At 62.9% G+C, this 24,955-nt stretch carries 22 protein-coding genes and 1 pseudogene; 8 read left to right on the top strand and 15 right to left on the bottom strand.

The features are described from left to right. Positions 1-216: 216 nt before the first annotated feature. The 4 genes from AC1DNF_RS19165 to AC1DNF_RS19180 are packed head-to-tail and all read right to left on the bottom strand — an operon-like array spanning position 217 to position 3,177. Positions 217-993, bottom strand: coding sequence for an SDR family oxidoreductase (locus AC1DNF_RS19165; RefSeq protein WP_478150289.1), 777 nt, complete (start codon positions 991-993; stop codon positions 217-219). Beyond that, a complete protein-coding gene (gene lptC / locus AC1DNF_RS19170; protein WP_478150196.1) occupies positions 990-1,631 on the bottom strand; it encodes an LPS export ABC transporter periplasmic protein LptC in 642 nt (213 codons plus the stop codon). Before lptC ends, AC1DNF_RS19165 begins: the two co-directional genes overlap by 4 nt. Next, on the bottom strand, positions 1,628-2,176 hold the full coding sequence (locus tag AC1DNF_RS19175) for a KdsC family phosphatase (RefSeq protein ID WP_478150197.1): 549 nt from the start codon (positions 2,174-2,176) through the stop codon (positions 1,628-1,630). Before AC1DNF_RS19175 ends, lptC begins: the two co-directional genes overlap by 4 nt. Next, entirely contained in the window at positions 2,176-3,177 is a 1,002-nt protein-coding gene (locus AC1DNF_RS19180) for a KpsF/GutQ family sugar-phosphate isomerase (protein ID WP_478150198.1), read from the bottom strand. The genes AC1DNF_RS19175 and AC1DNF_RS19180 overlap by 1 nt, the downstream gene beginning before the upstream one ends. Before the next feature lie 88 nt (positions 3,178-3,265). Here AC1DNF_RS19180 and AC1DNF_RS19185 point away from each other — a divergent pair, with 88 nt between their 5' ends. After that, the gene (locus AC1DNF_RS19185; RefSeq protein ID WP_478150199.1) at positions 3,266-5,251 is read left to right on the top strand and encodes a monovalent cation:proton antiporter family protein; all 1,986 of its coding nucleotides are present in this window, start codon (positions 3,266-3,268) and stop codon (positions 5,249-5,251) included. A 975-nt stretch (positions 5,252-6,226) separates the two neighbouring features. Here AC1DNF_RS19185 and AC1DNF_RS19190 read toward each other — a convergent pair. The 6 genes from AC1DNF_RS19190 to rpmH form a co-directional block, all read right to left on the bottom strand. After that, the gene (locus tag AC1DNF_RS19190) at positions 6,227-6,694 is read right to left on the bottom strand and encodes a Crp/Fnr family transcriptional regulator (protein WP_478150200.1); all 468 of its coding nucleotides are present in this window, start codon (positions 6,692-6,694) and stop codon (positions 6,227-6,229) included. A gap of 87 nt (positions 6,695-6,781) precedes the next feature. Further along, complete coding sequence (mnmE, locus tag AC1DNF_RS19195) at positions 6,782-8,188, bottom strand: tRNA uridine-5-carboxymethylaminomethyl(34) synthesis GTPase MnmE (protein WP_478150201.1); 1,407 nt, start codon at positions 8,186-8,188, stop codon at positions 6,782-6,784. A gap of 69 nt (positions 8,189-8,257) precedes the next feature. Beyond that, on the bottom strand, positions 8,258-10,003 hold the full coding sequence (gene yidC / locus AC1DNF_RS19200; RefSeq protein ID WP_478150202.1) for a membrane protein insertase YidC: 1,746 nt from the start codon (positions 10,001-10,003) through the stop codon (positions 8,258-8,260). Beyond that, positions 10,000-10,290: a membrane protein insertion efficiency factor YidD gene (gene yidD / locus AC1DNF_RS19205; RefSeq protein ID WP_478150203.1), complete on the bottom strand. Its 291-nt coding sequence runs from the start codon at positions 10,288-10,290 to the stop codon at positions 10,000-10,002. Before yidD ends, yidC begins: the two co-directional genes overlap by 4 nt. Beyond that, positions 10,287-10,679, bottom strand: coding sequence for a ribonuclease P protein component (locus tag AC1DNF_RS19210; protein WP_478150204.1), 393 nt, complete (start codon positions 10,677-10,679; stop codon positions 10,287-10,289). The genes yidD and AC1DNF_RS19210 overlap by 4 nt, the downstream gene beginning before the upstream one ends. 71 nt (positions 10,680-10,750) lie before the next feature. Further along, on the bottom strand, positions 10,751-10,885 hold the full coding sequence (gene rpmH / locus AC1DNF_RS19215; RefSeq protein ID WP_007834827.1) for a 50S ribosomal protein L34: 135 nt from the start codon (positions 10,883-10,885) through the stop codon (positions 10,751-10,753). A 284-nt stretch (positions 10,886-11,169) separates the two neighbouring features. Here rpmH and dnaA point away from each other — a divergent pair, with 284 nt between their 5' ends. From dnaA to AC1DNF_RS19245, 6 genes and pseudogenes are all read left to right on the top strand, one after another. Further along, positions 11,170-12,549, top strand: coding sequence for a chromosomal replication initiator protein DnaA (gene dnaA, locus AC1DNF_RS19220; RefSeq protein WP_478150290.1), 1,380 nt, complete (start codon positions 11,170-11,172; stop codon positions 12,547-12,549). Between the two features lie 265 nt (positions 12,550-12,814). Beyond that, positions 12,815-13,921, top strand: a complete 1,107-nt coding sequence (dnaN, locus tag AC1DNF_RS19225; RefSeq protein WP_478150205.1) for a DNA polymerase III subunit beta — start codon at positions 12,815-12,817, stop codon at positions 13,919-13,921. Between the two features lie 234 nt (positions 13,922-14,155). Next, a pseudogene (gyrB, locus tag AC1DNF_RS19230) lies at positions 14,156-16,678 on the top strand (DNA topoisomerase (ATP-hydrolyzing) subunit B); the annotation flags it as partial. Between the two features lie 200 nt (positions 16,679-16,878). Continuing rightward, a complete protein-coding gene (locus tag AC1DNF_RS19235; RefSeq protein ID WP_478150206.1) occupies positions 16,879-17,373 on the top strand; it encodes a hypothetical protein in 495 nt (164 codons plus the stop codon). A 102-nt stretch (positions 17,374-17,475) separates the two neighbouring features. Continuing rightward, positions 17,476-17,934 carry a hypothetical protein gene (locus tag AC1DNF_RS19240; RefSeq protein WP_478150207.1) on the top strand — a complete coding sequence of 153 codons (459 nt, stop codon included), beginning with the start codon at positions 17,476-17,478 and terminating at the stop codon, positions 17,932-17,934. Positions 17,935-18,068: 134 nt separating this feature from the next. Next, entirely contained in the window at positions 18,069-19,259 is a 1,191-nt protein-coding gene (locus tag AC1DNF_RS19245; protein WP_478150208.1) for a metallophosphoesterase, read from the top strand. A gap of 29 nt (positions 19,260-19,288) precedes the next feature. On the opposite strand, the gene AC1DNF_RS19250 is transcribed toward AC1DNF_RS19245, so the two are convergent. Then, positions 19,289-19,744: a polyhydroxyalkanoate granule-associated phasin gene (locus AC1DNF_RS19250; protein ID WP_478150209.1), complete on the bottom strand. Its 456-nt coding sequence runs from the start codon at positions 19,742-19,744 to the stop codon at positions 19,289-19,291. Positions 19,745-19,922: 178 nt separating this feature from the next. Between AC1DNF_RS19250 and AC1DNF_RS19255 the strand changes: the two genes are divergently transcribed. Next, the gene (locus tag AC1DNF_RS19255; RefSeq protein ID WP_478150291.1) at positions 19,923-20,522 is read left to right on the top strand and encodes an acyloxyacyl hydrolase; all 600 of its coding nucleotides are present in this window, start codon (positions 19,923-19,925) and stop codon (positions 20,520-20,522) included. 4 nt (positions 20,523-20,526) lie between these two features. Here AC1DNF_RS19255 and AC1DNF_RS19260 read toward each other — a convergent pair whose 3' ends face one another. From AC1DNF_RS19260 to AC1DNF_RS19275, 4 genes are all read right to left on the bottom strand, one after another. Next, entirely contained in the window at positions 20,527-21,867 is a 1,341-nt protein-coding gene (locus AC1DNF_RS19260) for a UdgX family uracil-DNA binding protein (RefSeq protein ID WP_478150210.1), read from the bottom strand. A 92-nt stretch (positions 21,868-21,959) separates the two neighbouring features. Then, positions 21,960-22,952, bottom strand: coding sequence for a lysylphosphatidylglycerol synthase domain-containing protein (locus tag AC1DNF_RS19265; RefSeq protein ID WP_478150211.1), 993 nt, complete (start codon positions 22,950-22,952; stop codon positions 21,960-21,962). After that, positions 22,952-24,181, bottom strand: a complete 1,230-nt coding sequence (clsB, locus tag AC1DNF_RS19270; protein ID WP_478150212.1) for a cardiolipin synthase ClsB — start codon at positions 24,179-24,181, stop codon at positions 22,952-22,954. The genes AC1DNF_RS19265 and clsB overlap by 1 nt, the downstream gene beginning before the upstream one ends. Positions 24,182-24,197: 16 nt before the next feature. Continuing rightward, complete coding sequence (locus AC1DNF_RS19275) at positions 24,198-24,929, bottom strand: endonuclease/exonuclease/phosphatase family protein (protein ID WP_478150292.1); 732 nt, start codon at positions 24,927-24,929, stop codon at positions 24,198-24,200. Positions 24,930-24,955 lie beyond the last annotated feature (26 nt).

Below are 24,955 nucleotides of genomic sequence, written 5' to 3' on the forward strand. Positions count from 1 at the left end.
CTCAACAGCGTGCTGAACATCGCCTGGTTTCTCAACAGCGTGCTGAACATCGCCTGGTTTGACCGTATGGGACTACCCAGACTCTCATGACCTAAAACTCTCGAACCGCCCGGTGCGGACCCGCATGCCGGGTGGTGTGGGAGGGGCGCAGTCTAGGAAGACTGCCCCCTATCCCGATGCCTCTTTGATCGCGTCTCGAATTGATAGTGCACCGCCCTATTCGCCCCGTCGCTTCTTGCGGCCGCGGCCTTGAACCGCTCTGTCAAACAAGGGGTTCGGCAACAGGCGCATGAGCTTGGCCAATACGCCCATTTGCCACGGAATCACTCGGTAGCTCGCTCCTGCCTCGATCGCGCGGAATGCTTGGTCGGCGAAGTCATCCGCCTTCATCAGAAAGGGCATGGCGTACCGATTGCCCCGCGTCAGCGGCGTGTCGACATAACCCGGACAGAGGGTTACGACCTTGACGCCTGTGGAGCGCAATTCACCGCGCAGGCTCTCGCAGTAAGCGATGACCCCGGCCTTGCTGGCGCAATATGCGCCGTGACCAGGAAGGCCGCGAATGGCGGCAACGCTGCCGATGCCGACGAGTCGGCCGCTGCCGCGCGCCGACATCGCCGCAACGAAAGGATGAAAGGTCGCGGCAAGCCCAATGTTGTTGGTCGCGAAAGTCTGGGCGAGCACATCGAGGTCGCCACGATCTGCGGTGTCGACGCCAATGCTGATCCCGGCATTGGCGATCACGACATCAGGGAGACCTTGGTGGGCCAGGCACGCAGCGCCAGCCGCCACGATGCTGTCAATCTGCGCCACATCAGCGCCATAGATCTGGTACCGATCTGCAGGGATCTGCAGGGCACGGGCCCACACTTCGACGTCGACGGTGCGCCGCGCGACGAGGGCCAAGCGAAAGCCTGACCTGTAGAAGCGAGCCGCCAGCGCTTGCCCGATCCCGCTCGATGCGCCGGTGATGAAGACAAGCGGCGTTGTCAGCGCGGTGCCCCCGTCGCTGCCGGAACAGGCATCAGCAGGCCTCGCACGCGGCCCTTGAGATCGGCGACACCGGTCAGGCTGTCATAGTCCAGCGAGTCGGCCGTGAACTGATCCGCGCCGCGCATGAGCGTGACGGGCTTGTTCGACTTCACGCGTTCGGTGTCCGTGTATGCGTGCAGGAATTCACCTCGGAATTCCAGCCGAGGAATGGGCTTGCCATCGGGCAAGGTGGCGGCTTCGCGGATGACGACGGCATCGCCGAACAACTGAATCTCGGTACCGTCGCCGTTCGACAGGCCGCGATTGGCAGTGGCCCGCGTGGTCAGCCCTTCGGGTGAGATCGAGCGCAAGCGCACCTGGTCGACTTCCATCGTGTCCGTGTCGGGAAAGTGTCGGCCTTCCTTGCCAAAGAGTTCGCTACGCAGATCGCCGTTCGGCAGGAAGTTCTTGATGACGAAGCCGCGCATGAAGAAGTCCGGCTCGTGCTTCGGCGCTTCCTTCGCAACGGGTTCGAACAATTTCGGCGCATTGCGGACCAGCCAGTAGGTGCCCAAGGCGAGCGCCGCGGTCAGGATGATCGGCAGATAGATGGTGACGCGATCGAAGCCCTCGCGCAGATAGCTCAGGGCAGACTTCATGTCGCCGCGCCCCGCGCAGCGTCGAGCAGCCTGCGGTAGTGGCCGGTAGCGGTCAGCAGAAGATCGCAGAACTCACGCGCAGCACCCTCGCCGCCGCGGGCTGTCGTGACGTGGTGAGCGATGGCACGCACCTCGGCGTGGGCGTTGACGGGGGCGGCCGCGAAGCCGACCCGGCTCAGGACGGGAAGATCGGGCCAGTCATCGCCGATCGCGGCGGCCTGCAGCCAATCAAGGCCGAGCAGGGCGAGGATGGCCTGAGCTGCCGGAAGCTTGTCCTCGGTACCGTAGCGCACATGCTCGATGCCCAGTGCCTGAAGACGAACGCGCAGGGGTTTGGAGTCGCGGCCGGTGACCACGGCAGGCGTGATGCCCGCCTGGCGCAACAGCTTCAGGCCATAGCCATCTAGGATGCTGAAGCGCTTGAGCGTCTCACCCTGCTCGCTGAAATAGACGCCGCCGTCGGTCAGCACGCCATCGACGTCGAAGAAGGCAACGCGCACATCTTGCGCGGCGAGCAAGGTTTGCACCTTGAATTCGAGTGGCATCAGATGACCTTCGCGCGCATCAGATCATGGGTATTGAGCGCGCCGACAAGGAGCCCGTCCGGATCGACCACAAAGAGGCGGGTGATGCCATGATGCTCCATCAATTCCGCAGCTTCCACCGCCAAAGCGTCCGCACAGATGGTTCGTGGAGCGCGATGCATCACCTTGACGGCGGTGGCAGAGCGAAGGTCTGCGCCGGCCTCGACGAGGCGACGCAGATCCCCGTCGGTAAAGATACCCGCCGCGCGACCGTCGGCGTCCACAATGGCGGCAGCGCCGAAGCCCTGAATGCTCATCGCCCGCATGAGTTCGCTGACATTCGTCGCCTCTGAGACGCGCGGCACATCATCGCCCGTGCGCATGACGTCACTGACATGCGTCAACAGCTTGCGGCCGAGCGCGCCGCCAGGGTGGGATCGCGCGAAGTCCTCGGCGCCGAACCCACGCGCATCAAGCAGTGCAACCGCCAGGGCATCGCCAAGCGCCATTTGCGCCGTCGTGCTGGCCGTTGGCGCGAGATTGAGAGGGCAGGCTTCCTTGTCGACGCCTGAATCAAGAACGATGTCCGCGTGTCGCCCGAGCGTCGAGTCGATTCGGCCAGTCATCGCGATCAGTGGCACGCCCTGGCGCTTGACCACGGGCAGGATGGTCGTGAGTTCCTCGACTTCCCCGCTGTTGGAAATGGCAAGTACGAGATCGACCGCCTTGATCATGCCGAGGTCGCCGTGGCTGGCTTCCGCCGGATGCACGAACATCGCCGGTGTACCGGTGGACGCAAGCGTGGCGGCGATCTTTCGACCGACGTGCCCGCTCTTGCCCATGCCCATTACCACGACGCGGCCGCGTACTTCGAGAATCTTGTTCACTGCGAGAGGAAAGCCCGGCCCGAGACGGTCCTTGAGGCCGAGCACTGCGGCAGCTTCGATATCGAAGGTCAGCCGGGCACGCGCCAGGAGCGCATCAGGATCGGTTGCGAAGACCATGGGGGGGCGAGAGCTCATCGACTGATTTTATAGACCGGGCCTTGCGCAACGGCTTCGCGGGTGAATTCCTGCATCCGCGGGGCATGCGTGTTGCTAGCATCCATTCATGTCCTCGCTCGATCTCACGCTGATGTTCCTCCTGGCCGCTGTGATCGGCGTGGTCGTCTGCCGGTACTTGAAACTTCCGCCTATGCTGGGCTACCTGTTGGCCGGCGTGCTGATCGGGCCCCACACGCTGGCCCTGACGCAGGACTCTGAAGGCATCCGTCACCTGGGTGAATTCGGCGTTGTGTTCCTGATGTTCGTCATCGGCCTCGAATTCAGCCTGCCCAAGCTGCGAGCGATGCGCCGCCATGTGTTCGGGCTCGGGCTGCTTCAAGTCATGCTGACCATGGCGATCGCGGCCGCAGGTGCCCTGCTGATCTCATCGCAGCTGCCCGCGCAGTGGCACCTGGGCTGGCAAACCGCGCTCGTTCTGTCGGGAGCGCTCACGATGAGCAGCACTGCGATCGTTGTCAAGCTGATGGCGGAGCGGCTCGAACTCGACAGCGAACACGGCAAGCGCGTGATGGGCGTTCTGTTGTTCCAGGATCTCGCGGTGGTGCCGTTGCTGGTGCTGATTCCGGCACTCGGCGCGCCGCCCGAGGCTCTCTTGAAGGCGCTCGGCGTCGCGCTCCTCAAGGCCACGTTCCTGGTCAGCGCGCTGCTGTATGGCGGTCCACGCGTCATGCGCTGGTGGCTGACTTTGGTTGCGCGGCGGCGCAGCGAAGAGCTCTTCATGCTCAACCTGTTGCTTGTCACCCTGGGCCTGGCCTGGCTCACGGAACTGGCGGGCTTGAGCCTGGCGCTGGGCGCTTTCGTCGCCGGAATGCTGGTTTCAGAGACCGAATACAAGCATCAAGTGGAAACCGACATCCGACCCTTCCACGATGTGCTTCTTGGACTGTTCTTCATCACGATCGGAATGTCTCTCGATTGGCACATCGTGATGGAGCGCTGGGTGCTGATCGCGCTTCTGCTCTTGATGCCACTGGCCTTCAAGCTGGCCGTCGTCACATTGCTCGCTCGCGTGCTGGGGGCAACGGCCGGCGTATCGCTGCGCACCGGCCTCTATCTCGCGCAGGCGGGCGAATTCGGCTTCGTGCTGCTGACGCTGGCACAAGGGCAGGAACTCCTGCCGCCCTGGCTCGCCAACCCCGTCCTCGCCTCGATGGTGCTGTCGATGCTCGCAACGCCGTTCATCATCATGTACAGCAACCGCATCGTGCGAAAGCTGGTCGCCAGCGACTGGCTGCAGCAATCCCTGCAGATGACCACGATCGCGCGCAAGACCATCAACACCGCCAATCACGTGATCATCTGCGGCTACGGGCGGTGCGGGCAGAACCTGGCCCGCATCCTGGAGCGCGAAGGCATACCGTACCTGGCGCTTGACCTGGACCCGGACCGGGTGCGTCAGGCGGCGTCGGCTGGCGACTCGGTGGTGTTCGGCGATGCGGCGCGGATGCAGGCATTGATGGCCGCCGGTCTTGCACGCGCAAGCGCTGTGGTCGTCACCTACCAAGACATTCCTGGTGCGCTCAAGGTACTGGCCAATATACGCGCCCACGCGCCGCAGGTCCCCGTGATCGTGCGCACCAGGGACGATCGCGATCTGGAAAGGCTTCAGGCTGCTGGTGCTGCGGAGGTGGTCCCGGAGGCGATCGAAGGCTCGCTGATGCTGGCGAGCCATGCGCTCGCCCTGGTTGGCGTGCCAATGCGGCGCGTCATCCGCGTGGTACAGGATCAGCGAGATGCGCGCTACAACTTGCTGCGGGGCTACTTCCACGGTGCCGATGACGACAACGCAGACGAACTCGACCACGAGCGGCTCAACAGTTTCACACTCACAGCGGGGGCCTGGGCGATCGGCCAGCCTCTGCCCAAGCGCGCGCTCCAGACGCTCGGCGTGCGGGTTGCGAGCCTGCGTCGCCGCGGAGGCAAGGCCGCCGAGGCTTCCGACGACACCGTGCTGGCCGATGGCGACACGCTGGTCTTGTCCGGCAAACCCGGCGCACTTGCGATGGCGATCGACAAGCTCCACAAAGGTTGAAGAACTGCAATTCGGGTCGAATCAGTTCAAAAGGCTCGGATTGCGCTTTTCCTCGTCGATGCGCTGCTGACGTCGTACGGCATCGCACTGCGAATGCGCCTTGTACTCGGCCTTGGTGCACTGCGTGGCCATACACTGCGCCTGGGCGAAATAGTTGAGACCGGCGCACGCCGTCTGAGGACTCACCGGCCCGACAGGTTCCAGCGCGGGCGCCGGGGTGGAGACGGGCAGCGGAGCGACGACTATCGGAGTTGTGGGCGGCAAAGAGGGCGCAGGGACGGCCGCGAGGCTGCGCGGCTTCGGTGCAACCGCACGTATGACTTTGGCAGGTGCCGCCGCGGGCGCCGGTCTTGCCTCTTCGATCGGCGCACCGGCACTGACAGGAGAGGACTCGGCCGCTGGCCCGACTGCGCCTGTAGGGGCAGCCGGCGCCTCAACCACCGGTGCGGCCGGCGCCATCAACGCGGGGGCTACCTCGACAGGGGCGGGCGGAGCGGAGACCACCGTCGCCGGCAATGGCGTTTCGGCGGCTCGCTTGCTGGAGATGTACCAGGCGCCAGCCGCTGTGAGCAAAGCCGCTGCCGCAAGCAGCGTCAGGGCACCGATCCGGAGGACGTGGGACCGATGCGCTGGCCCCTTGCGGCTGCCCTTCGAGGGACGAGCGGCCGTCGGGGCGCGGGAGGGTGATCGAAAGGATGTTGGAGGCGAGTGCGCCGCAGGCATGCTGACAGCCTTGCGGCTGGGCACGGCGGAATTCGATCCTGCCCGTGCGGCCGGCGGCAGCGGCATACGCTGAGTTTCGGGCCAGTCCTCCTGCGCGGTGTGCTTGGTTCCAGCAGCGGCGAGTGCAACCAGCCTCCGCCCGCAACCCTTGCAGAACTTGGCGCCGTCACGGTTTTCCGTACGGCAGTCGCCACACACCATAGCCATTCAATGCCCTCGAATCTGTTCGCAATGGCGCGACGACCGGAGGAGTCAGGTCACTGCGACGCGTTTCTGCCTGTTGACCAGTCGCTTGGCGATAACTGCACCAAGCGCCAGCACGAGTTCCAGCGCAAGACTGGGTTGCCGATTCGACATTTCCGCGAAGCGGATGGCTGTGAGTCGCCAGACACGGGCAGTCCCTGTCGCGACGACATTGGCCGATCGCGGCGCTCTCGAGAAGAACGAGCCTTCGCCGACCACTGATCCTGGATTGAGGATGGCGAGCTGCATCTGCCCCTTCTCGCCCATGAGATGCACACTGAGCGCCCCGCTTTCGATGAAGAAAAGCGTGCGGTCGTTGGCGCCTTGATCGATCAGGACCTGACCTGAAGCCAGGTCGAACGGCTGTAAATAGCTGGCGAGCGTTTCCCACTGTTGCGGGTTGAGCGCGGGCACAAAGGCATCGTAGCTGGTGTTTTGCGCAATGGCGCGGCAAAGATCCTGAATGGTCGATGACATCGTTGTAAACCCCCGCTGTGCGTGTCGAAGTATCCGCGATACCGCAACAAGACACTAACACATGTCACATCGACTAACACTTTTTTGTTACTTCCCGATACAGAAGCGGGAAAAGATCACACCCAGCAGGTCGTCAGAGCCAAATTCACCGGTGATTTCATTTAAGGCGTTTTGCGCAAGTCGGAGCTCTTCGGCCAGCAGATCGAGGGCCTGTGAGCGCGCGCCCAAGTGTTCCGTGGCCATTGCAAGGTGCTGGTCCACCCGCAAGAGGGCCTGAACGTGCCGTGCCCTGGCCAGATAAGCGCCCTCCGGGACAGCCTGCCACCCCGCCATCTCCAGCAAGCGAGCTCGGAGCGATTCGATGCCGAACCCGGTCTTCGCCGAGAGTGCCACGCCCCTCTCAGGCGCCGCTGTGGCCACCGCATCCAGTTTGCTCCAGACGTCGAGCACCGGCACTCTGTTAGAGAGCTTGGCAATCAATCCCGCCATGATTTCTGCATCCGCTCGCGCATAGTCGGGTGAGGATGCGCGCGTCAAGTCATGCAGGAACAACACCGCGTCAGCGCCCTCGATCTGCCCCCATGCGCGGGCAATGCCGATCTGCTCAACCTCGTCGGCGCTATCGCGCAGGCCGGCGGTGTCGACCACGTGAAGAGGGACGCCCTGGATCTGGATCGTCTGCGACACCACGTCGCGCGTGGTGCCGGCGACCGGACTCACGATAGCAAGTTCGGCCCCGGCCAGCGCATTGAGCAGCGAACTCTTGCCGGCATTGGGCTGGCCGGCGATCACGACCCTGATGCCCTCGCGCAGCAGCGCGCCTTGGCGTGCCCGCTGCTGGACCGCACGCAATTGCGCCTGCAGAGAGGCAAGCTGTCCCGAAGCATCGGCCTTCTGCAGGAAGTCGATCTCTTCCTCCGGGAAGTCGAGCGTCGCTTCGACCAACATCCGCAGGTGGATCAATGCATCGCGCAGCGTGTGGACTTCTTTCGAGAACGCCCCCGAGAGCGAACGGCCGGCGCCGCGCGCCGCGGCTTCGGTGCTTGCATCGATCAGGTCGGCGATGGCCTCCGCCTGCGCCAAGTCGATCTTGCCGTTGAGGAACGCGCGCTGACTGAACTCGCCTGGCTCGGCGACCCGCAGGCCGCCAAGCCGCGGCAAACCGCTTTCAGCGTAGATCTCTGCAGCGGCCTCCAGGCATCGGGCAAGGAGCAGCTGCAGCACCACCGTGCCACCATGGGCCTGCAGCTCGAGCACATCTTCGCCGGTGAACGAGTGGGGTGCCGGAAAGTGGATGGCGAGTCCGTGGTCGACAGGCGCGCCCACGGCGTCGCAAAAGGGCAGATACGTGGCCTCGCGCGGCCTCAGGCTCCGCCCGCAAATCGCCATGATCAAAGGCGCCAATTGCGTACCGGACACACGCACGATGCCGACCGCGCCGCGGCCGGAGGCGGTGGCGATGGCAACGATCGGGTGGGTGGCGCGAGCGAACATGCAAGGATCCCTTCAGCAAAAAAGGGCCGCGAATGCGGCCCTGGACGGATTGGCTGAGCTGAGTGGCCGCTATTTCTTGCCAAGCACACCGAGGCGCTTGTTGATGAACCACTGCTGCGAAATCGAAAGCACGTTGTTCGTGATCCAGTAGAGCACGAGCCCGGCCGGAAAGAAAATGAACATCACGCTGAACGCGAGCGGCATGATCCACATCAGCTTGGCCTGCATCGGATCAGGCGGGGTGGGATTGAGCCAAGTCTGGAACAGCGAGGTCGCGGTCATGACGACCGGCAGGATGAACCATGGGTCGGGCGCCGAGAGGTCATGAATCCAACCGACCCACGGCGCGTGGCGCATTTCCACAGAAGACAACAGCACCCAGTACAAGGCGATGAAGACCGGAATCTGGATCACGATGGGGAAGCATCCACCCATCGGGTTGACCTTTTCCTCGCGATAGATGCGCATCATCTCCTGCTGCATTTCCTGCGGCTTGTCCTTGAGGCGCTCACGCATCTCCGTGACCTTGGGGTTGATGGCCTTCATCTTGGCCATGCTCGCGTACGCCTTGGCGTTGAGCCAATAGAACGCGGCCTTCAGCAACACCACCAATGCGACGATCGACCAGCCCCAGTTGCCAAGCAAGCCGTGCAACTTGTCGAGCAGCCAGTAGAGCGGTTTCGAAATGATCGCAAAAATGCCATAGTCCTTCACCAGTTCCAGGCCAGGCGCCAGCGCCTCAAGCTTCTTCTCTTCTTCCGGCCCGGCGAACAGATCGCTGTCGATGGTTTGCGTAGCGCCCGGAGCCAACTTGTCCAGTTGCAGCACCATCGCTACTGAATAGAGGTTGTTGCCGAGATCGGCCACGCGAAACTCGCGCTTGATGGTGTCGCTGCCCGGCACGTTGAGCAGCCAGGCCGACACGAAGTAATGCTGCACCATCGACACCCAACCGTTGTTGGCAGGCGCGGGTAGATCGACTTTGTTCTTCGCGATGTCCGTGAAGGCAATCTTGTGGAACTTCTTCTCGTCGGTGTAGACCGCCGGTCCAGTGAAGGTGTTGGTGCCGAACATCGTCCCAGCCGCGACGGTCCCGTGGCGCACCAGCTGCAGGTAAAGCTGAGCATCGCGCGGCTGATCGCTGACATTCACGATCTGATGCTTCACGCGGATCGAATAGTCGCCGCGGTGGAACACGTAGGTCTTGATGTATTTCAAACCGCCGACCGGCTGCGACTCGAATGCGACCTCGAGAGAGTTCTGCCCGTCGGCAAGATCACGGGGGCCGCTGCGCGCAGTCATCAAGGTCAGATGATTCGGAAAGCGGTCGCCGCTGTCCACCGGATTGATCAGCCCGGTCTGCGCAACGTATCGGGTCGCGGGCGAGCCATCCTCCATCAAGGTCACTTCCTTGACCTCGTTCGCAGGCACAGGGTAGCCGAACAGCCGCCGCACGGATTCCACGAGTCCGCCGTTGTTCGTCTGGTCCACATACTTGCGCAATTCCAGCTGCGTCAGCGTGCCGCCTTCGCCGTCAATCACGGCCTTGAATACGTCGGTGGAGACAGCCACTTTTTCTCCGACGGCCGTCGCTGCGCCTTGCGTCGGCACCGCAGATCCCGCCGTGCTGCTTGCCGGCGCCGGGACGCCATTGGCCGAAGCCGTCGGCGCGACCGGAGGATTCACCGGCGCGACCGCCTTGGTCGACGGCAGGAAGGTTGGCTTGTGGCCGTTGTAGACCTGCCATTGGTCCCACAGCAGCACCAGCGAGAAACCAAAAATCACCCACAGGATGGTGCGGCGGATATCGTTCATGAAGAAGACTTCTTGTCGTCGGGAGGAAGAAAGGAAAACAGCGACCCCGAACGTTGGGTCTGGCGCTGCGCCTTTGGAGGAACCGGATCGTGGCCGCCCTGGCACCAAGGCTGGCATCGCGCGAGACGGCGTAAGGTCAGATAGCTGCCGATGGAGGCGCCATGCTCTTCGAGCGCAGCAATCGCGTAGACCGAGCAAGTGGGCTCAAAGCGGCAGGACTGCCCGAGCCATGGGCTCAGCAAAAGCCGATATGCCTTCACGAGACCGATCAAGAGACGCCGCATCATCTTGCGCGCGCCGCAGCGGCAAGTCCCAGCAACTGCTGGAGCTCGGCGCGCACGGCTGCCTTCAACTTGTCGGAGGATGCGCTCACGAATTCCTTGCGATCGAATGCTGAACGCAGGCGCACGACGTGCGCAGCGCGAGGCAGCGAGGTTTCGGACGCGGCAATGCTCACGTTGTAGATCTGACGTCTGATCGCATTTCGGGTCACCGCGCGGCGAGCCCAACGCTTGGGAACCATCGCGCCAAGCCACACATCCTGTACCGCGAACAGCGGCGCGACGCCTGACGGAGCGTCAAGCGCGCAGCGGTGCAATGCAAAGTGGGCGGTTCGTGCCACAGTGGCACCAGCGAGGACGGCCTGGAATTGCGCGCGGGTCTTGAGCCGCTGCATGGAAGCCAACCGAACAGCGCCGATGGTCGGAGATGGCGGGTTGGCTGGCAACAGCGCCGAGGGGTGCCGGTTTAGACGGCGAGGCGCTTGCGGCCCTTGGCGCGGCGTGCATTGATCACAGCGCGGCCGCCGCGCGTCTTCATGCGAACGAGAAAACCGTGGGTACGGGCGCGGCGGACTTTGGAAGCTTGGTAGGTGCGTTTCATGATGCTTTTCCTGAGGGACGTTCCGCGACTCGGTGCCGCAGAGCGTCATAGATACCCCCGAAACACACAAAGAAGGTTTTCAGGGAAACCCGCGATTATCGCAAACATTCCGGCACCCGACAATGAAAGGGAAGAATCCGGGGTCTTTCGAGACCTTGGCAGGCTGTGTGCATTCGTGTGGATAAGTCTTTGACAAGTTAGAATCGATGGCGCATCGCGGGTGCGACTATCCACAATACCAAGACGAGAGATGGCCGAGGGACAAACCATACTTCAGAGCACCCATGCCGAGTGACGGCATTGGTGACAGCCTATGGCAGGCCTGCGTCGACCAGCTCGCGCAGGAGTTGTCCGAACAGCAGTTCAACACCTGGATCAAGCCGCTGACCGCAAGGGTTGCGGATGACCTTTCACGCGTCACCGTCTTCGTCGCCAATCGCTTCAAGCTCGATTGGATCCGGGCCCAGTACGCCGGCAAGATTGCCTCGATGGCCGAGAAGCTCTACGGCCAGCCGGTGATCATCGAGTTAGCGCTTGCTCCTCGTGAAATCGCCACTCGGCCAGTGTCAATGGCCATCGTTTCCGAAACCGATGTGCCACGCGACATGGCTGGATCGAACGAGGATTCGACAGCCGCAGCCTTCAAGAACCGCTTGAATTCCGGGCTCACTTTCGACACGCTGGTGGAAGGCACGGCCAACCGGATGGCGCGTGCTGCCGCGATGCATGTTGCCGGCATGCCGGGCCATCTTTACAACCCGCTGTTCATCTACGGCGGCGTGGGTCTGGGCAAGACCCACTTGATGCACGCTGTGGGTAACCGCCTGCTCGCGGACCGACCCGATTCCAAAGTTCTCTACATCCACGCGGAGCAGTTCGTTTCGGATGTGGTCAAAGCCTACCAGCGCAAGACTTTTGACGAATTCAAGGAACGCTATCACTCACTCGACTTGCTGTTGATCGATGATGTCCAGTTCTTCGCTAACAAGGACCGCACGCAGGAGGAGTTCTTCAACGCCTTCGAAGCCTTGCTAGCCAAGAAGTCGCACATCGTGATGACAAGCGACACCTATCCGAAGGGCTTGGCCGACATCCATGAGCGCCTGGTGTCCCGCTTCGATTCCGGCCTGACGGTGGCGATCGAGCCGCCCGAACTCGAGATGCGCGTGGCAATCCTGATCAACAAGGCGCGCGCCGAGAACGTGGAGATGCCCGAGGAAGTCGCATTTTTCGTGGCTAAGAACGTGCGCTCCAACGTGCGCGAGCTCGAAGGCGCGCTGCGCAAGATCCTTGCGTACTCGCGCTTCAACCAAAAAGAGATCTCTATCGCGCTTGCTCGCGAGGCGCTGCGCGATCTGCTGTCCATCCAGAACCGCCAGATCTCGGTCGAGAACATCCAGAAGACAGTTGCCGACTACTACAAGATCAAGGTTGCCGACATGTACTCGAAAAAGCGGCCAGCCTCGATCGCGCGCCCCCGTCAGATCGCGATGTACCTGGCCAAGGAACTGACCCAGAAGAGTCTGCCGGAGATTGGCGAACTGTTCGGTGGCCGAGACCACACCACCGTGCTGCATGCGGTGCGCAAGATCTCGGGAGAACGACAGCAACTGACCGAGCTCAACCAGCAATTGCATGTGCTGGAGCAGACGCTCAAGGGCTGAAGATGTGTCATCGCAGATTCATGAGCGCCTGTCAAAGGACAACTCTGGGGACAGTTTCGGCACAAGAAGGACCTTATCCACAGGGGAGGCGCTCGATCCGAAGTTGTGCGCCTTCGCGCGACAGCACCGAAGCATGGCTGCACACAGCCGACGGGCTGCGCCAAGTGCTTGTCCCGAAAGCGGAAAATGGCGCTGTCCACAGCACGGTGCGTCCCTTATCTACTACTACTAATTTGAATTAAAGAAATAAAGGAAGAGGTAAGACATGATCGTTTTGAAGGCAACACAGGACAAAATCCTCGCGGCGCTGCAATCGGTGGCCGGCATCGTGGAGCGGCGTCACACCTTGCCCATCCTGGCCAACGTGTTGATTCGCAAGTCGGGCGGCAATCTGCAACTGACCACCAGCGACCTCGAAATCCAGATTCGCACCAACGCCGAGCTCGGCGGCGACGAAGGAAACTTCACGACCACCGTTGGTGCGCGCAAGCTGATCGATATCCTGCGCACCATGCCGGCAGACCAAACCGTGAGCCTCGAGTCGAGCGCAAGCAAGCTGGTACTCAAGGGCGGCAAGAGCAAGTTCACGCTGCAGTCGCTTCCGGCCGAAGACTTCCCTTTGGTGCAGGAATCGGCCAACTTCGGCCCTGCTTTCGCCGTTCCGCAGAAGACGCTCAAGGACCTGCTCAGCCAAGTCTCGTTCGCGATGGCCGTGCATGACATCCGCTACTACCTCAATGGGATCTTGTTCGTGGCCGAGGGCAAGCAGTTGAGCCTGGTGGCAACCGACGGCCACCGCCTTGCCTTCGCATCGGCTATGCTTGACGTTGAAGTACCGCGCCAGGAAGTCATCCTTCCGCGAAAGACAGTGCTCGAGATGCAGCGCCTGCTGTCGGACGCTGAGGGCGCGATCGAAATGCAGTTCGCGAACAATCAGGCCAAGTTCAGTTTCGGCGGAATGGAGTTCGTCACGAAACTGGTGGAAGGCAAGTTCCCCGACTACAACCGCGTGATTCCCAAGACCCACAAGAACACCGTCACCCTGGGTCGGGCGCCGCTGCTGGCGAGCCTGCAGCGCACCGCGATCCTGACCAGCGAGAAGTTCAAGGGCGTGCGGCTCAACATCGAACCCGGTACATTGCGCATTGCGTCGAACAATGCGGAGCAGGAAGAAGCACAGGATGAACTCGACATCGACTATGGCGGCGATGCCATTGAGATCGGATTCAACGTGACCTATCTGATCGACGCGCTCGCCAACATGAGCCAGGACATGGTGAAGCTGGACCTCGCCGATTCCAACAGTTCGGTGCTGATGACGGTGCCCGAGAACGCATCGTTCAAGTACGTCGTGATGCCGATGCGCATCTAGCCCGGCCGTGGCTTGGCACACTTCGTATTGACGTCTACCCCCTGGCAAGGGGCAATACAACGGTCCGGCTGTGCCGGATCGCGGTATTTCTGAAATTGCGGCGCCACCCCCCGGGGTTGCCGAGAGAGAAAGATTCTGATGAGTGAAGACAACAAGCCGGAAGTGCCGCACACCGAGCCGGTTTACACCCCTGAAATCGAGACGGCGATCCCGATCGAAGTCACACCTGCTGCGGATACCTACGGCGAAGGCTCCATCACCATCCTCGAGGGTCTTGAAGCCGTGCGCAAACGTCCCGGCATGTACATCGGCGATACCTCCGACGGAACCGGCTTGCACCACCTCGTGTTCGAAGTGGTCGACAATTCGATCGACGAAGCACTCGCGGGCTATTGCGATGACATCGTGGTCACCATCCACACCGACAACTCCGTGTCGGTGACCGACAACGGTCGCGGCATTCCAACCGGCGTGAAGATGGATGACAAGCACGAACCCAGGCGCTCGGCGGCCGAGATCGCCCTCACCGAATTGCATGCGGGCGGCAAGTTCAACCAGAACAGCTACAAGGTTTCAGGCGGCCTGCACGGGGTGGGGGTGAGTTGCGTGAATGCGCTCAGCAAGATGCTGCGCCTGACGGTACGACGCGAGGGCAAGGTGCACACGCTGGAGTTCAGCAAGGGTTTCGTGCAGAACCGCATCGTCGAGATCGCGAACGGTGTCGAGGTGTCGCCCATGAAGGTGACCGGCGAAACCGAGAAACGTGGCACCGAGGTTCACTTCCTGCCCGACGATGAGATCTTCAAGGAAAATGCCGACTTCCACTACGAAATCCTCAGCAAGCGCCTGCGGGAGTTGAGCTTCCTGAACAACGGTGTGCGCATTCGCCTGATCGATGAGCGAACAGGCAAGGAAGACGATTTTTCGGGTGCCGGGGGCGTCAAGGGATTCGTCGAGTTCATCAACAAGGGCAAGACGGTCTTGCATCCCAACGTGTTCTACGCGATGGGCGAAAAGCCGGCGGATACCTATGGCGGCATTCCAGGGACGCATATCGGCGTCGAGGTCGCCATGCAATGGAACAGTGGCTACAACGAACAGGTGCTGTGCTTCACCAACAATATTCCGCAGCGTGACGGAGGCACCCATCTGACCGGCCTGCGCGCTGCGATGACGCGTGTCATCAACAAATACATCGAAGAGCACGAGTTCGCCAAGAAGGCCAAGGTCGAGGTCACCGGCGACGACATGCGCGAAGGCCTGTGCTGCGTGCTGAGCGTAAAAGTGCCCGAGCCGAAATTCTCGAGTCAGACCAAGGACAAGCTGGTGTCGAGCGAAGTGCGCGCGCCGGTGGAGGACATCGTGGGCCGCCTGCTCTCGGACTACCTGCAGGAACGGCCGAATGACGCCAAGATCATCTGCGGCAAGATCGTCGACGCGGCGCGTGCGCGCGAAGCAGCGCGCAAGGCACGCGAGATGACGCGTCGCAAGGGCGTGCTCGACGGCATGGGCTTGCCCGGCAAGTTGGCCGATTGCCAGGAGAAGGACCCGGCGCTGTGCGAGGTCTACCTGGTGGAGGGCGATTCCGCGGGCGGTTCGGCCAAACAGGGCCGCGACCGAAAGTTCCAGGCCATCCTGCCCCTGCGCGGCAAGATTCTGAACGTCGAGAAGGCACGCTATGAGAAGCTGCTGACGAGCAACGAAATCCTGACCATGATCACGGCGCTGGGGACCGGTATCGGCCGCGCCGGCGCGACGAGCGCGGGTGGCGGTGCCGACGACTTCAACGTGGCCAAGCTGCGCTACCACCGCATCATCATCATGACCGATGCCGACGTGGACGGCGCGCACATCCGCACGCTGCTTCTGACCTTCTTCTACCGTCAGATGCCCGAGTTGGTCGAACGAGGTCACATCTACATCGCCCAGCCACCCCTCTACAAGGTGAAGGTGGGCAAAGAGGAGCAATATCTCAAGGACGGACCAGCGCTCGACGCGTTCCTGCTGAAGGTCGCGCTCAAGGACGCCAGCGTCATGACGGGTGGTGCCAGCCCGAGCACGATCAGCGGTGACACACTGGCGGAGTTGGCGCGGAAGCACCAACTGGCGGAAGCGGTCATCGCTCGGCTCGGCGTCTTCCTTGACGCCGCGGCGCTGCGCGCCATCGCCGACGGGGTTTCGCTCGATCTGGACACCACGGCCAGCGCCGAGGCGTCAGCGGTTGCCCTGCAGAAGAAGCTGCGCGAACTGAACAGCACAGGCGCGCCGGCCGAGGTCGCCAGCGAGTTCGATGTGCGAACCGACAAGCCGCTGCTGCGCATCAGCCGCCGGCATCATGGCAACATCAAGAGCAGTGTTCTCACGCAGGATTTCGTGCACGGCGCTGACTACGCTGCGCTGGCCGAGGCCGCGAAGACCTTCCGAGACCTGCTGGGCGACGGAGCGATCGTCAGGCGTGGCGAAGGTGACAAGGCCAAGGAGGAGAAGGTCAACGATTTCCGCCAGGCCGTTCGCTGGCTGATCGGCCAGGCCGAGCACGCAACCTCGCGGCAGCGCTACAAGGGCCTGGGGGAGATGAACCCTGAGCAGTTGTGGGAAACCACCATGGACCCCAACGTGCGGCGCCTGCTGCGCGTGCAGATCGACGACACGATCGAAGCCGATCGCGTCTTCACCATGTTGATGGGCGACGAGGTCGAACCGCGCCGCGAGTTCATCGAGCAGAACGCATTGCGCGCGGCTAACATCGACGTCTGAGCGCCGCTTCGAGCTACCGGCCTCATGCCTATGGAACAGGCAGCAGGCCGCATCGTTGCGTATGCGTTTCGTGATTGGCCGGGATGCTCGGCGTGACACCGCCGCATCACTGCGCGTAAACGCTATACCTAGCCCGACTCTTGCTAAGCAAAATTCTCGGCGGACTTCACGCCACTATTTTGAGCAAGGACGGCACTTCGATGATTGCAACCCGGTTTTCGTGGCTCTTGGCGGTTTCGGCCTTCTTTGGTGCGTTGGCTCCAGCTCATGCACTGACGAACCCACCTATCCAAATGGCACAGGGCGTGGAATACATGTGCGGTGGGAAGAGCAACGCAGAGGCCGCGTTCATGCAGACAGTCGCTCCGCGCTGGGCGGCAACGCTGGAATTCGGGGTCAATCGCGCAAAGCCGGGCGAGTTTCCGTCCGACGTGAAGGTGGTAGTTCGGGAACGCTATACGGGCCGGCAGGTGATGGAGGCCTCCACCGACGCACGTTTCATGCTCGCTCGCCTCGACCCCGGTGCCTATGAGATCGAGGCCACCCTGAGCGGCATCACGCTTTTGCAGCCGCTCACGGTATTCAATGGGTTCTCCTCCCGCGCGGCCTTTGTGTGGCCTTCCAACGTGGATTTTGCGGCCGCGGCCGGCTTGCCGATGCCGGAACGCCAGGCGTCCGCACGCATCGGTAACTGAAAGGGCCGGCGCAGCAGGCCAGTTCAGCTTCGCCTAAGCCTCGCTGTCGATAGTGATGGGCGCGAAGTCAAGCTTCGCGCCCATCGAACAAAGGACACAGCGATGAACACGAACCGGTTTTGGCGACCCGCGGCCGCCGTGATGATTGGCGGTGCGTCACTTCTTGGTGCGCTCGCCGCGCATGCGATCTACAACCCGCCCATCTACATGGTCAACGGGATCGAGTACATGAGCGGTGGCATCAGCAGCGATGAGGCGGCCCTCATGCAGAATGTGTCGCCTCGGTGGCCGGCGACCTTCGAATTCACCGTCAAAGGTGTCAAGAATGAATTCACGGCTGGAGTGGCTGTCACGGTGCGGGATTCCTCGGGGCACGTGCTGCTGAGCCAGATCAAGGCTGACGGCCCCTTCATGGTTGCGCGGCTGGACTCCGGACGCTACGACGTCGAGGCCACGCTGAATGGGCAGACCTTGAAGCAGCAAGTCGAGATTCGGGCAGGCGGGCCGACCCGGACTCTTTTCGTTTGGCCGGCCGGCACGGACGTCAGCGCACACTCCTGACGGGGGCGTGCGCGACTGACGCGCCGCATGCTAGGAAATGGATGAGTGCGGCCACAATGTGGCACGCGCCTTGAATGTGTGAGCTTCTGCTCGCACATGGTGTGTCCGGGCTTTGCCCACCTTGCCAGGCTCTCATGCCGCTCCGTCCCCTGACTCTTCTCACAGCACTGCTCCACGTCTATGTAGGGCTGCGGCTGCTGCCTGCGCTCGCCGCCTTCGCGGCGCCGGGCTGGCCCTGGCTATTGGGGGCGGCGCTCGTGGTGTCTGCCGCGACGATGCCGCTGCCCTTCGTCGGCATGCGGTCGGGGCGAAAAGCCTTCGCCGATGGCTGGAAGTGGATCGGGCTCTTGAGCATGGGCTGGTTCTCGTCCATGTTCGTCCTGACGATGGTGCGCGACCTCGGCTTGCTGGTGACCTGGCTGGCCATATTGGCCAGCGGCGGCTCGCTGCTCGACTGGCAGCGCTGGCTCGGCTGGAGCGCCGCGGCCGTCCCGCTCATGGCAACGGCGATCTCGCTCATCGGCTTCCTTAATGCGCGCCGTACCGCCAGCGTGGTGCGTGTCGACGTACCGATCCGCAATCTACCGGCCGCGCTCAATGGATTCACGATCGCGCAGCTCAGCGACATTCACGTCGGGCCGACCATCAAGCGCGGCTATATCCAGCGCATCGTCAACGCGGTCAACGGCTTGAGCGCGGACATGGTTGCCATCACGGGCGACCTGGTCGACGGCACGGTGAGCGAATTGCGCGATCACGTCGCGCCGTTGGCGAATCTGCGCGCACGCCACGGTACCTTCGTCGTGACCGGCAACCATGAGTACTACGCGGGTGCGCATGCCTGGGTCCACGAGTTGCGCCGGCTCGGCTTGTGCGTGCTTCTTAACGAACATGTCGTTCTCCAGACACGCAACGTGAAAGGCGCACAGACGGATGAGGAAATTCTTGAAAGCGCGTTGGTGGTGGCCGGCGTGACCGATTTCACCGCGGTCCATTTCGATGCGGCGCATGCGAGCGATCCGGAGGGTGCCATGCGTGGCGCGCCTCCTCTGGTGCATACGCGTGTGCTGCTCGCGCACCAGCCTCGCAGCGCGCCTGCCGCAGCAGAGGCCGGCTACCACTTGCAACTCTCGGGTCACACGCATGGCGGTCAGTTCTTTCCGTGGAACCTGTTCGTGCCGCTGCAGCAGCCGTTCACGGCCGGACTGCACAAGCTACGGGAGATGTGGGTCTACACGAGCCGTGGTACAGGCTACTGGGGGCCGCCCAAGCGATTCGGCGCGCCGTCCGAAATCACCTTGCTGAGGCTCATCCTGGCCGACTGAGGACCGGGGGTCGGCCAGCGCTGTGCGCTTCAGGCCTGTGGACGCGCGAGGCGGCGGGCGTTCGAGGTTGCCTTGGCGTGAATGGGCTTCAGACCCCGCTGCGCGACGCGGGCGCCTGCGCTCGAGAGTTGGCTTAGCGTTGCCGCAGATCGCGTTGCGGCATCGGTGAACGCGTTGACGTGCGTGACAGCCTGCGCAGGATTGGTGCTGGTGGTGATCGAAACAAGAGCGGCCACGCCGCCCAGCCATTGCCGCACTGCTCGATTGACAAGGGCGAACTGGGTCGTGTGCAATTGGCCTGCCATCGCCGCGCCTGATTCGGTGACTGCTTCCAGTTTTTCGTGGCCCATCAGTTGCATTTCGGCAACATCGGCGTCGCTGGGCGTCAGTCCGGCCTGGGCCATGCGCTGCGTACGTACCTGGATCACGGACCCGGACGACATCAACATCTCATTGGTCTTGAGCGCGACATCGATCCACAGCATCAGCGGATTGAAAAAGCGGGAGGAGGGAAATCTGGGCGACATGAGGTTTCTGCGCTTGAGTATGACGAACTATAGGCTTGTCGCGCTTATTTTGCTGCGCTGCAGCATTTGACTTGGCAGGGGTTGGGCGGTCGGGAAAATGCTAGTTTCTGGACCTCGCAACAAAGTCGTGTTCTTCATGGACTCTCTTGATCACGTAACCAGTCGAATTCCCAGGCCCAGGCATGGCTGCAAGGTCGTCCTTGGCGCGGGCATCTTCTCGCTTTCCCTGGCGGCGGCAGCCTTCGAAGACCGTTCGTCCGGCCTCTATTTCGAAAGCGGGCATGCGTTCCGCAGCGAGAGCCATGCAGATGTGGTCACGCTCGGAGCCGTCGTTCCATGGACGCCCAGCTCGTCTTTCGAGAGCGGCGCCTCGTCTCTGTATTTGGATTTCTTTGTAAGCCAGTGGCGCGCACTGTTGCCCACTGGTAGCGAACACCGCAGCTATACCCAAGCGGGCGCGATCGCCAACTGGCGTTATCGCCTTGACCAAGGCGCCTCCCCGTGGTTTGTGGAGGTTGGCCTGGGTGGGACACTGATGGATTCGCTGTACCGGACAGTCGATCGCGAGTTCAGCACGCGCTTCCAGTTCACTGAGCAGTTCAGTGTCGGACGCAGCTTTGGTTCGCAGGGCCGTCATGAGGTATCGATACGGTTCCAACACTTTTCGAATGCGGGCATCAAGACGCCCAATCCGGGTGAGAATTTTTTCCGGGTGCGCTACATTTTTCATTTTTGAGCGTTCATCCGGCACGCGTCTTTGCGCGCTCCCCCGCTGCGGCGACATACGCGCTGGCCAGCGCGAGGTCGTCCAGCCACTGCCTGTACGCGGATTCGTGCGCTTCAGGGTTGCCCCGCAGCAGGGCGGAAGGATGCAGCGTTACCAATACCTGCTGGCCGCGCGCGTTGGTGTGCCAATGCCCTCTTTCGCGCATCACGGCGACCGGTCGCCCCAGGAGCGCGCGCGCCGCCGTCGCGCCCAGCGCGATGATGGCGCGAGGCCTCACCTGGTCGATTTCGCCTTCCAGCCAATGGAGGCAAGCGGCGATCTCGCGCTGCCCCGGCGTCTTGTGCATGCGGCGCTTGCCGCGGAACTCGAACTTGAAGTGCTTGACGGCGTTTGTCACGTAAAGCTCTTCACGCGACCAACCCAGTTCCGCAATGGCCCGGTCGAACAGCTGGCCGGCCGGGCCCACGAAGGGGCGGCCTGCCAGATCTTCCTGGTCGCCGGGCTGCTCGCCCACCACCATCAGCGTAGCGTTCACGGGCCCTTCGCCGAAGACCGCCTGCGTTGCGTACTCTCCGATGGGACATTCACGGCAGCGATCAGCTGCTGTGCGCAGCTTTGCCAGCGCTTGCGCCGGATCGGACGGCAGACTAGGCGATGTCTCTTCCATCATGGCAAGCCGCAGATGTGGGGGGGTGAAGACGCTGCGGTAGTAGTTCAGCCAGAGCGCCTCGCCGGCGCCTGGCAGTGGCGAGGCGCTCTGGCTACCCGGCCCGAATTGGAGGGCGTTGCCATCCCAGCGCACACTGCGCTCGGGAGTGAAGATGGCCCAGCGCACTTGGGCGAAGCGGCGCACGAAGAATGGTGCGACCGCCTCGACGATGTGGTGCGCGGGCTCGAACCAGGCCGCGTGGAGGGGGCCCGCGTCAGCGCCGTCGTCGAGGGCGCGAAAGCGGACGAATGCCTTCATCCTGTGCATGTCGCGGCGCACTGCCTGCGCCATGTGCTGCGCCCGCATACGGTCGGCGTCGAGCGGGTCGCGGCGCAGATCGGGCTCGTGCACCAAGCGCCAGAGCAGACGGTAAAGGAGGCTGAAGCGCGCGGGATCGCAGTGCAGGATGACGGTCTCGCACAGCGACATGAAGGACCGCGGCACCACCGGATTCATGCTGCCGGAGACCGCAGTTCCCGTATGTGTGGCCGGCGATGCGCCGTGCGCCAAGAGGTCCGTTGCAGCACTGTGCCGCGTGTGCCAGCTGACGCATTCGGGCGGTACCAGGCGCGCAAGAAAGGCCTTTGCTTCGCGACGGAAGCCGGGCCAGTCGATCTCGCCTTCGAGGGTCACGGTATGCTGCATGAGTGGACGCTAGGGCGCTGCGCCGACCCGGCCTGTAGGCCTTGAGCCGGAATTGGGAGAGGTCTGCACTGGCGCCGTGGCCGTGCGCGAGGCTAGCGAGCCTGAGCCGCCCCGCGTCGTCGTCGCCTGGCGTGCAGCTCAGTGCCGAGATACACACAAGTCGCAATGCCCAACGGCAGCAGGTAGTAGAGAGCGCGGTAGGCGAGCAGCGCGCCAAGAAGCCTGTCCACCGGCACCTGATGCGACAACAAGGCGACAAACACAGCTTCCAGCACGCCCAGTCCGGCGGGCACGTGGGCGACAACGCCCGCCACGGCGGCCACCAGCAGTACCGAAAGAACGTGTGGGTAGGCCGGCCGTTGCTGCAGCAGCATCCAGACCACACCGCCGATCAAGCACCAGTTGGCGCAGGACACCGTGAGCTGGAGCAAGGCCATGCGCAACGCCGGCGTTTGAATCTCATGGCCGCGGATGCGCCAGATGCGCTCGCGCGCGACGCCGCACAACACCAGGTAGGCCGCGGAGCCCAGCAAGAGAACCCCACCCAGGATGCGCAGTCCATCACTTCCGATTCCCCAGTTCGGCGGCAGTGACAAGGGCCAGAAGCAGAAGGAGGCACCCGCGACCACGAGGTACCCGATCCAGTTGGTCAGCATGCTGAAGCCGAGCACGCGCGTGATCGTGTTGCCGTCCAGTCCCCATCGCGAGTAGAGGCGGTATCGGAAAGCCACGCCGCCCACCAGCGCGCCGAGGTTGAGATTGAACGCATAGCTGACTAGGGCGACACCCATCACCGTGCGGTTGCGCAGGCCGTGGCCTGTCATATGTCGCCCCAGCAGGTCGTAGGTGCTGTAGAGCGCGAAACTGCAGGCGGCCAGGACGCCTGCCTTGAGCAGCATCGCCGGTGGAATCTCGCGCACCGAACCGAGCACATCGTGCCAGTCGATCATGCGGGCTTGTTCCACGAGCAGCCATGCGACGAGTCCGAAGAAGACCCAGGTCCCGATACGCTTCACCCAAGGCCACCAGGCGCGAGATGGTCCAGCAGGCGCGGGACCGGCGCGCGTCGCTTGCCACGGTGTCATTACGCGATATCCGTGCGTGTCGCACCGCCGGGGCGAGGCTGCGGCGCTTCGAGCGGCTCGATCCGAGGTGCGTGGCGCGGCAGCCAGCCCGCCCAGGATGGATACCAGCGCAGCAGATGAAAGATGAGAAAGCTGCGCACCAGTCGCCACCCGCTCCACTCGGTGAGATCCGACGCTTCGATTTTGGTGCAGCCGTGGCGCATCAGGTCATCGAGACGGGCCCAGAGCGTCTGATTGAAGGCCTTGTCGCGAACGATCACGTTGGCCTCCAGGTTCAGCGACAGGCTGAGGGGATCGAGATTGCTCGAGCCCACGGTGCTCCATTGGTCGTCCACCAGGGCGACCTTGCCATGCAGCGGCCGCTCCCGATACTCGTAGATGTGGACGCCCGCATGCAGCAGATGGTGATAGAGCATGCTGGCCGCCGCCTTGACGATGGGCATGTCCGGCTCTCCCTGCAAGACCAGGCGCACGTCGACGCCGCGCCGGGCGGCGCGCCGCATTTCCTTGATCAGCTGGTAGCCCGGAAAGAAGTAGGCGTTGGCGATCACAATGCGCTGCCGTGCACTGCGTATGGCGGCCCGGTAGTGGCGCTCGATGTCGTTGGTGTGCCGCCGGTTGTCGCGTGTCACGAATTGCACCTCGGCCCCGCCTGTGGGTGCATTGTCTTCGGGTTGCACGGCCCGCAGCCGTCGCCGGAACCATCCGGGCCCCTTGCCGCCGATCGCGATTGCTTGCAGGACGAAGCGATGGATCTCCGAAACAATCGGGCCCGCGAGTTCGACCGCATAGTCCTGCTTGGCCTTGGGGCCGAAATCCATCAGGTGATCGGCGGCATAGTTGATGCCGCCCACGAAGGCGCGTGAGCCGTCGACAACCACGAGCTTGCGGTGCATCCGGCGAAAGACATTGAGCCTCTGACCGAAGAGGCGCCTGGCTGGGTCGAAGACGCGCAGCCTCACACCTGCGGAAACCAGGCCATCGATGAACTCGGGCGACAGGTCCGGCGAGCCGAAGCCATCGACCATGATGTCCACCTTGACGCCCCGCAGCGCCGCGGAGCGCATGACCGCGTGAAGCTCGCTGCCGACCTTGTCCTCGAAGAGGATGAAGGTTTCCACGACCACTTCACGATGGGCCTCGCGTATCGCATCGAACACGCGCGGAAAGAATTGCTCGCCGTTTTCGAGCAACTCGATGCGATTGCCTCCAATCCAGCGCTGGTTCATGTTGATCTGCGTGCCTTCATGGCAGTTCGATTTCCGCCACCAGCGGCGCATGGTCGGACAGATGCGACCAGGGCTTGCGCGGAAGCACCACCGGCGCATGCACGCCCGCGTTGCGCACGTAGATGCGGTCGAGGGAAAGAAGCGGAAAACGCGCGGGAAAAGTCTTTGCCGCGCTGCCGTTGGCCTGCACGAAGACCTCCCTCAGCGAGGCGCCTTCTTCCAGGATCTGGTGCGCGCGGCCGCGCCAGTCGTTGAAGTCGCCCGCCACCACCAGCGGCGCGTCCGAAGGCACCTCGTCGCGCACGATGTGGCAGAGCAGATCGAGTTGCTGAACGCGGTGCGCTTCCGCCAGACCCAGGTGCACGCAGATCACGTGCACGTCGACGGGACGGCTGGGCAGGCGTAGCACGCAATGCAGCAGTCCGCGCTTCTCGGGACCGGTGATCGTCACATCATGGTTCCTGAAATGAACGATGGGGAATTTCGACAGCACGGCATTGCCATGGTGCCCTTTGGGGTAGACGGCATTGCGTCCGTAGGCGAACTGCGGCCACATGGTGTCGGCCAGGAATTCATAGTGCGGCGCCTCGGGCCAGTTGTCGATCTTGCGCGAGTGACGCGAATGGGTGCCGAGCACTTCCTGGAGAAACACGACATCCGCACCGACGGTGCGCACCGCTTCCCGCAACTCCGGCAGGATGAACTTGCGGTTGAGCGCCGTGAAGCCCTTGTGGGTATTCACGGTCATCACCTTCAGGGAAGTCGAAGTTGGAA

It is taken from the genome of Variovorax sp. 01T432, from assembly GCF_056398605.1.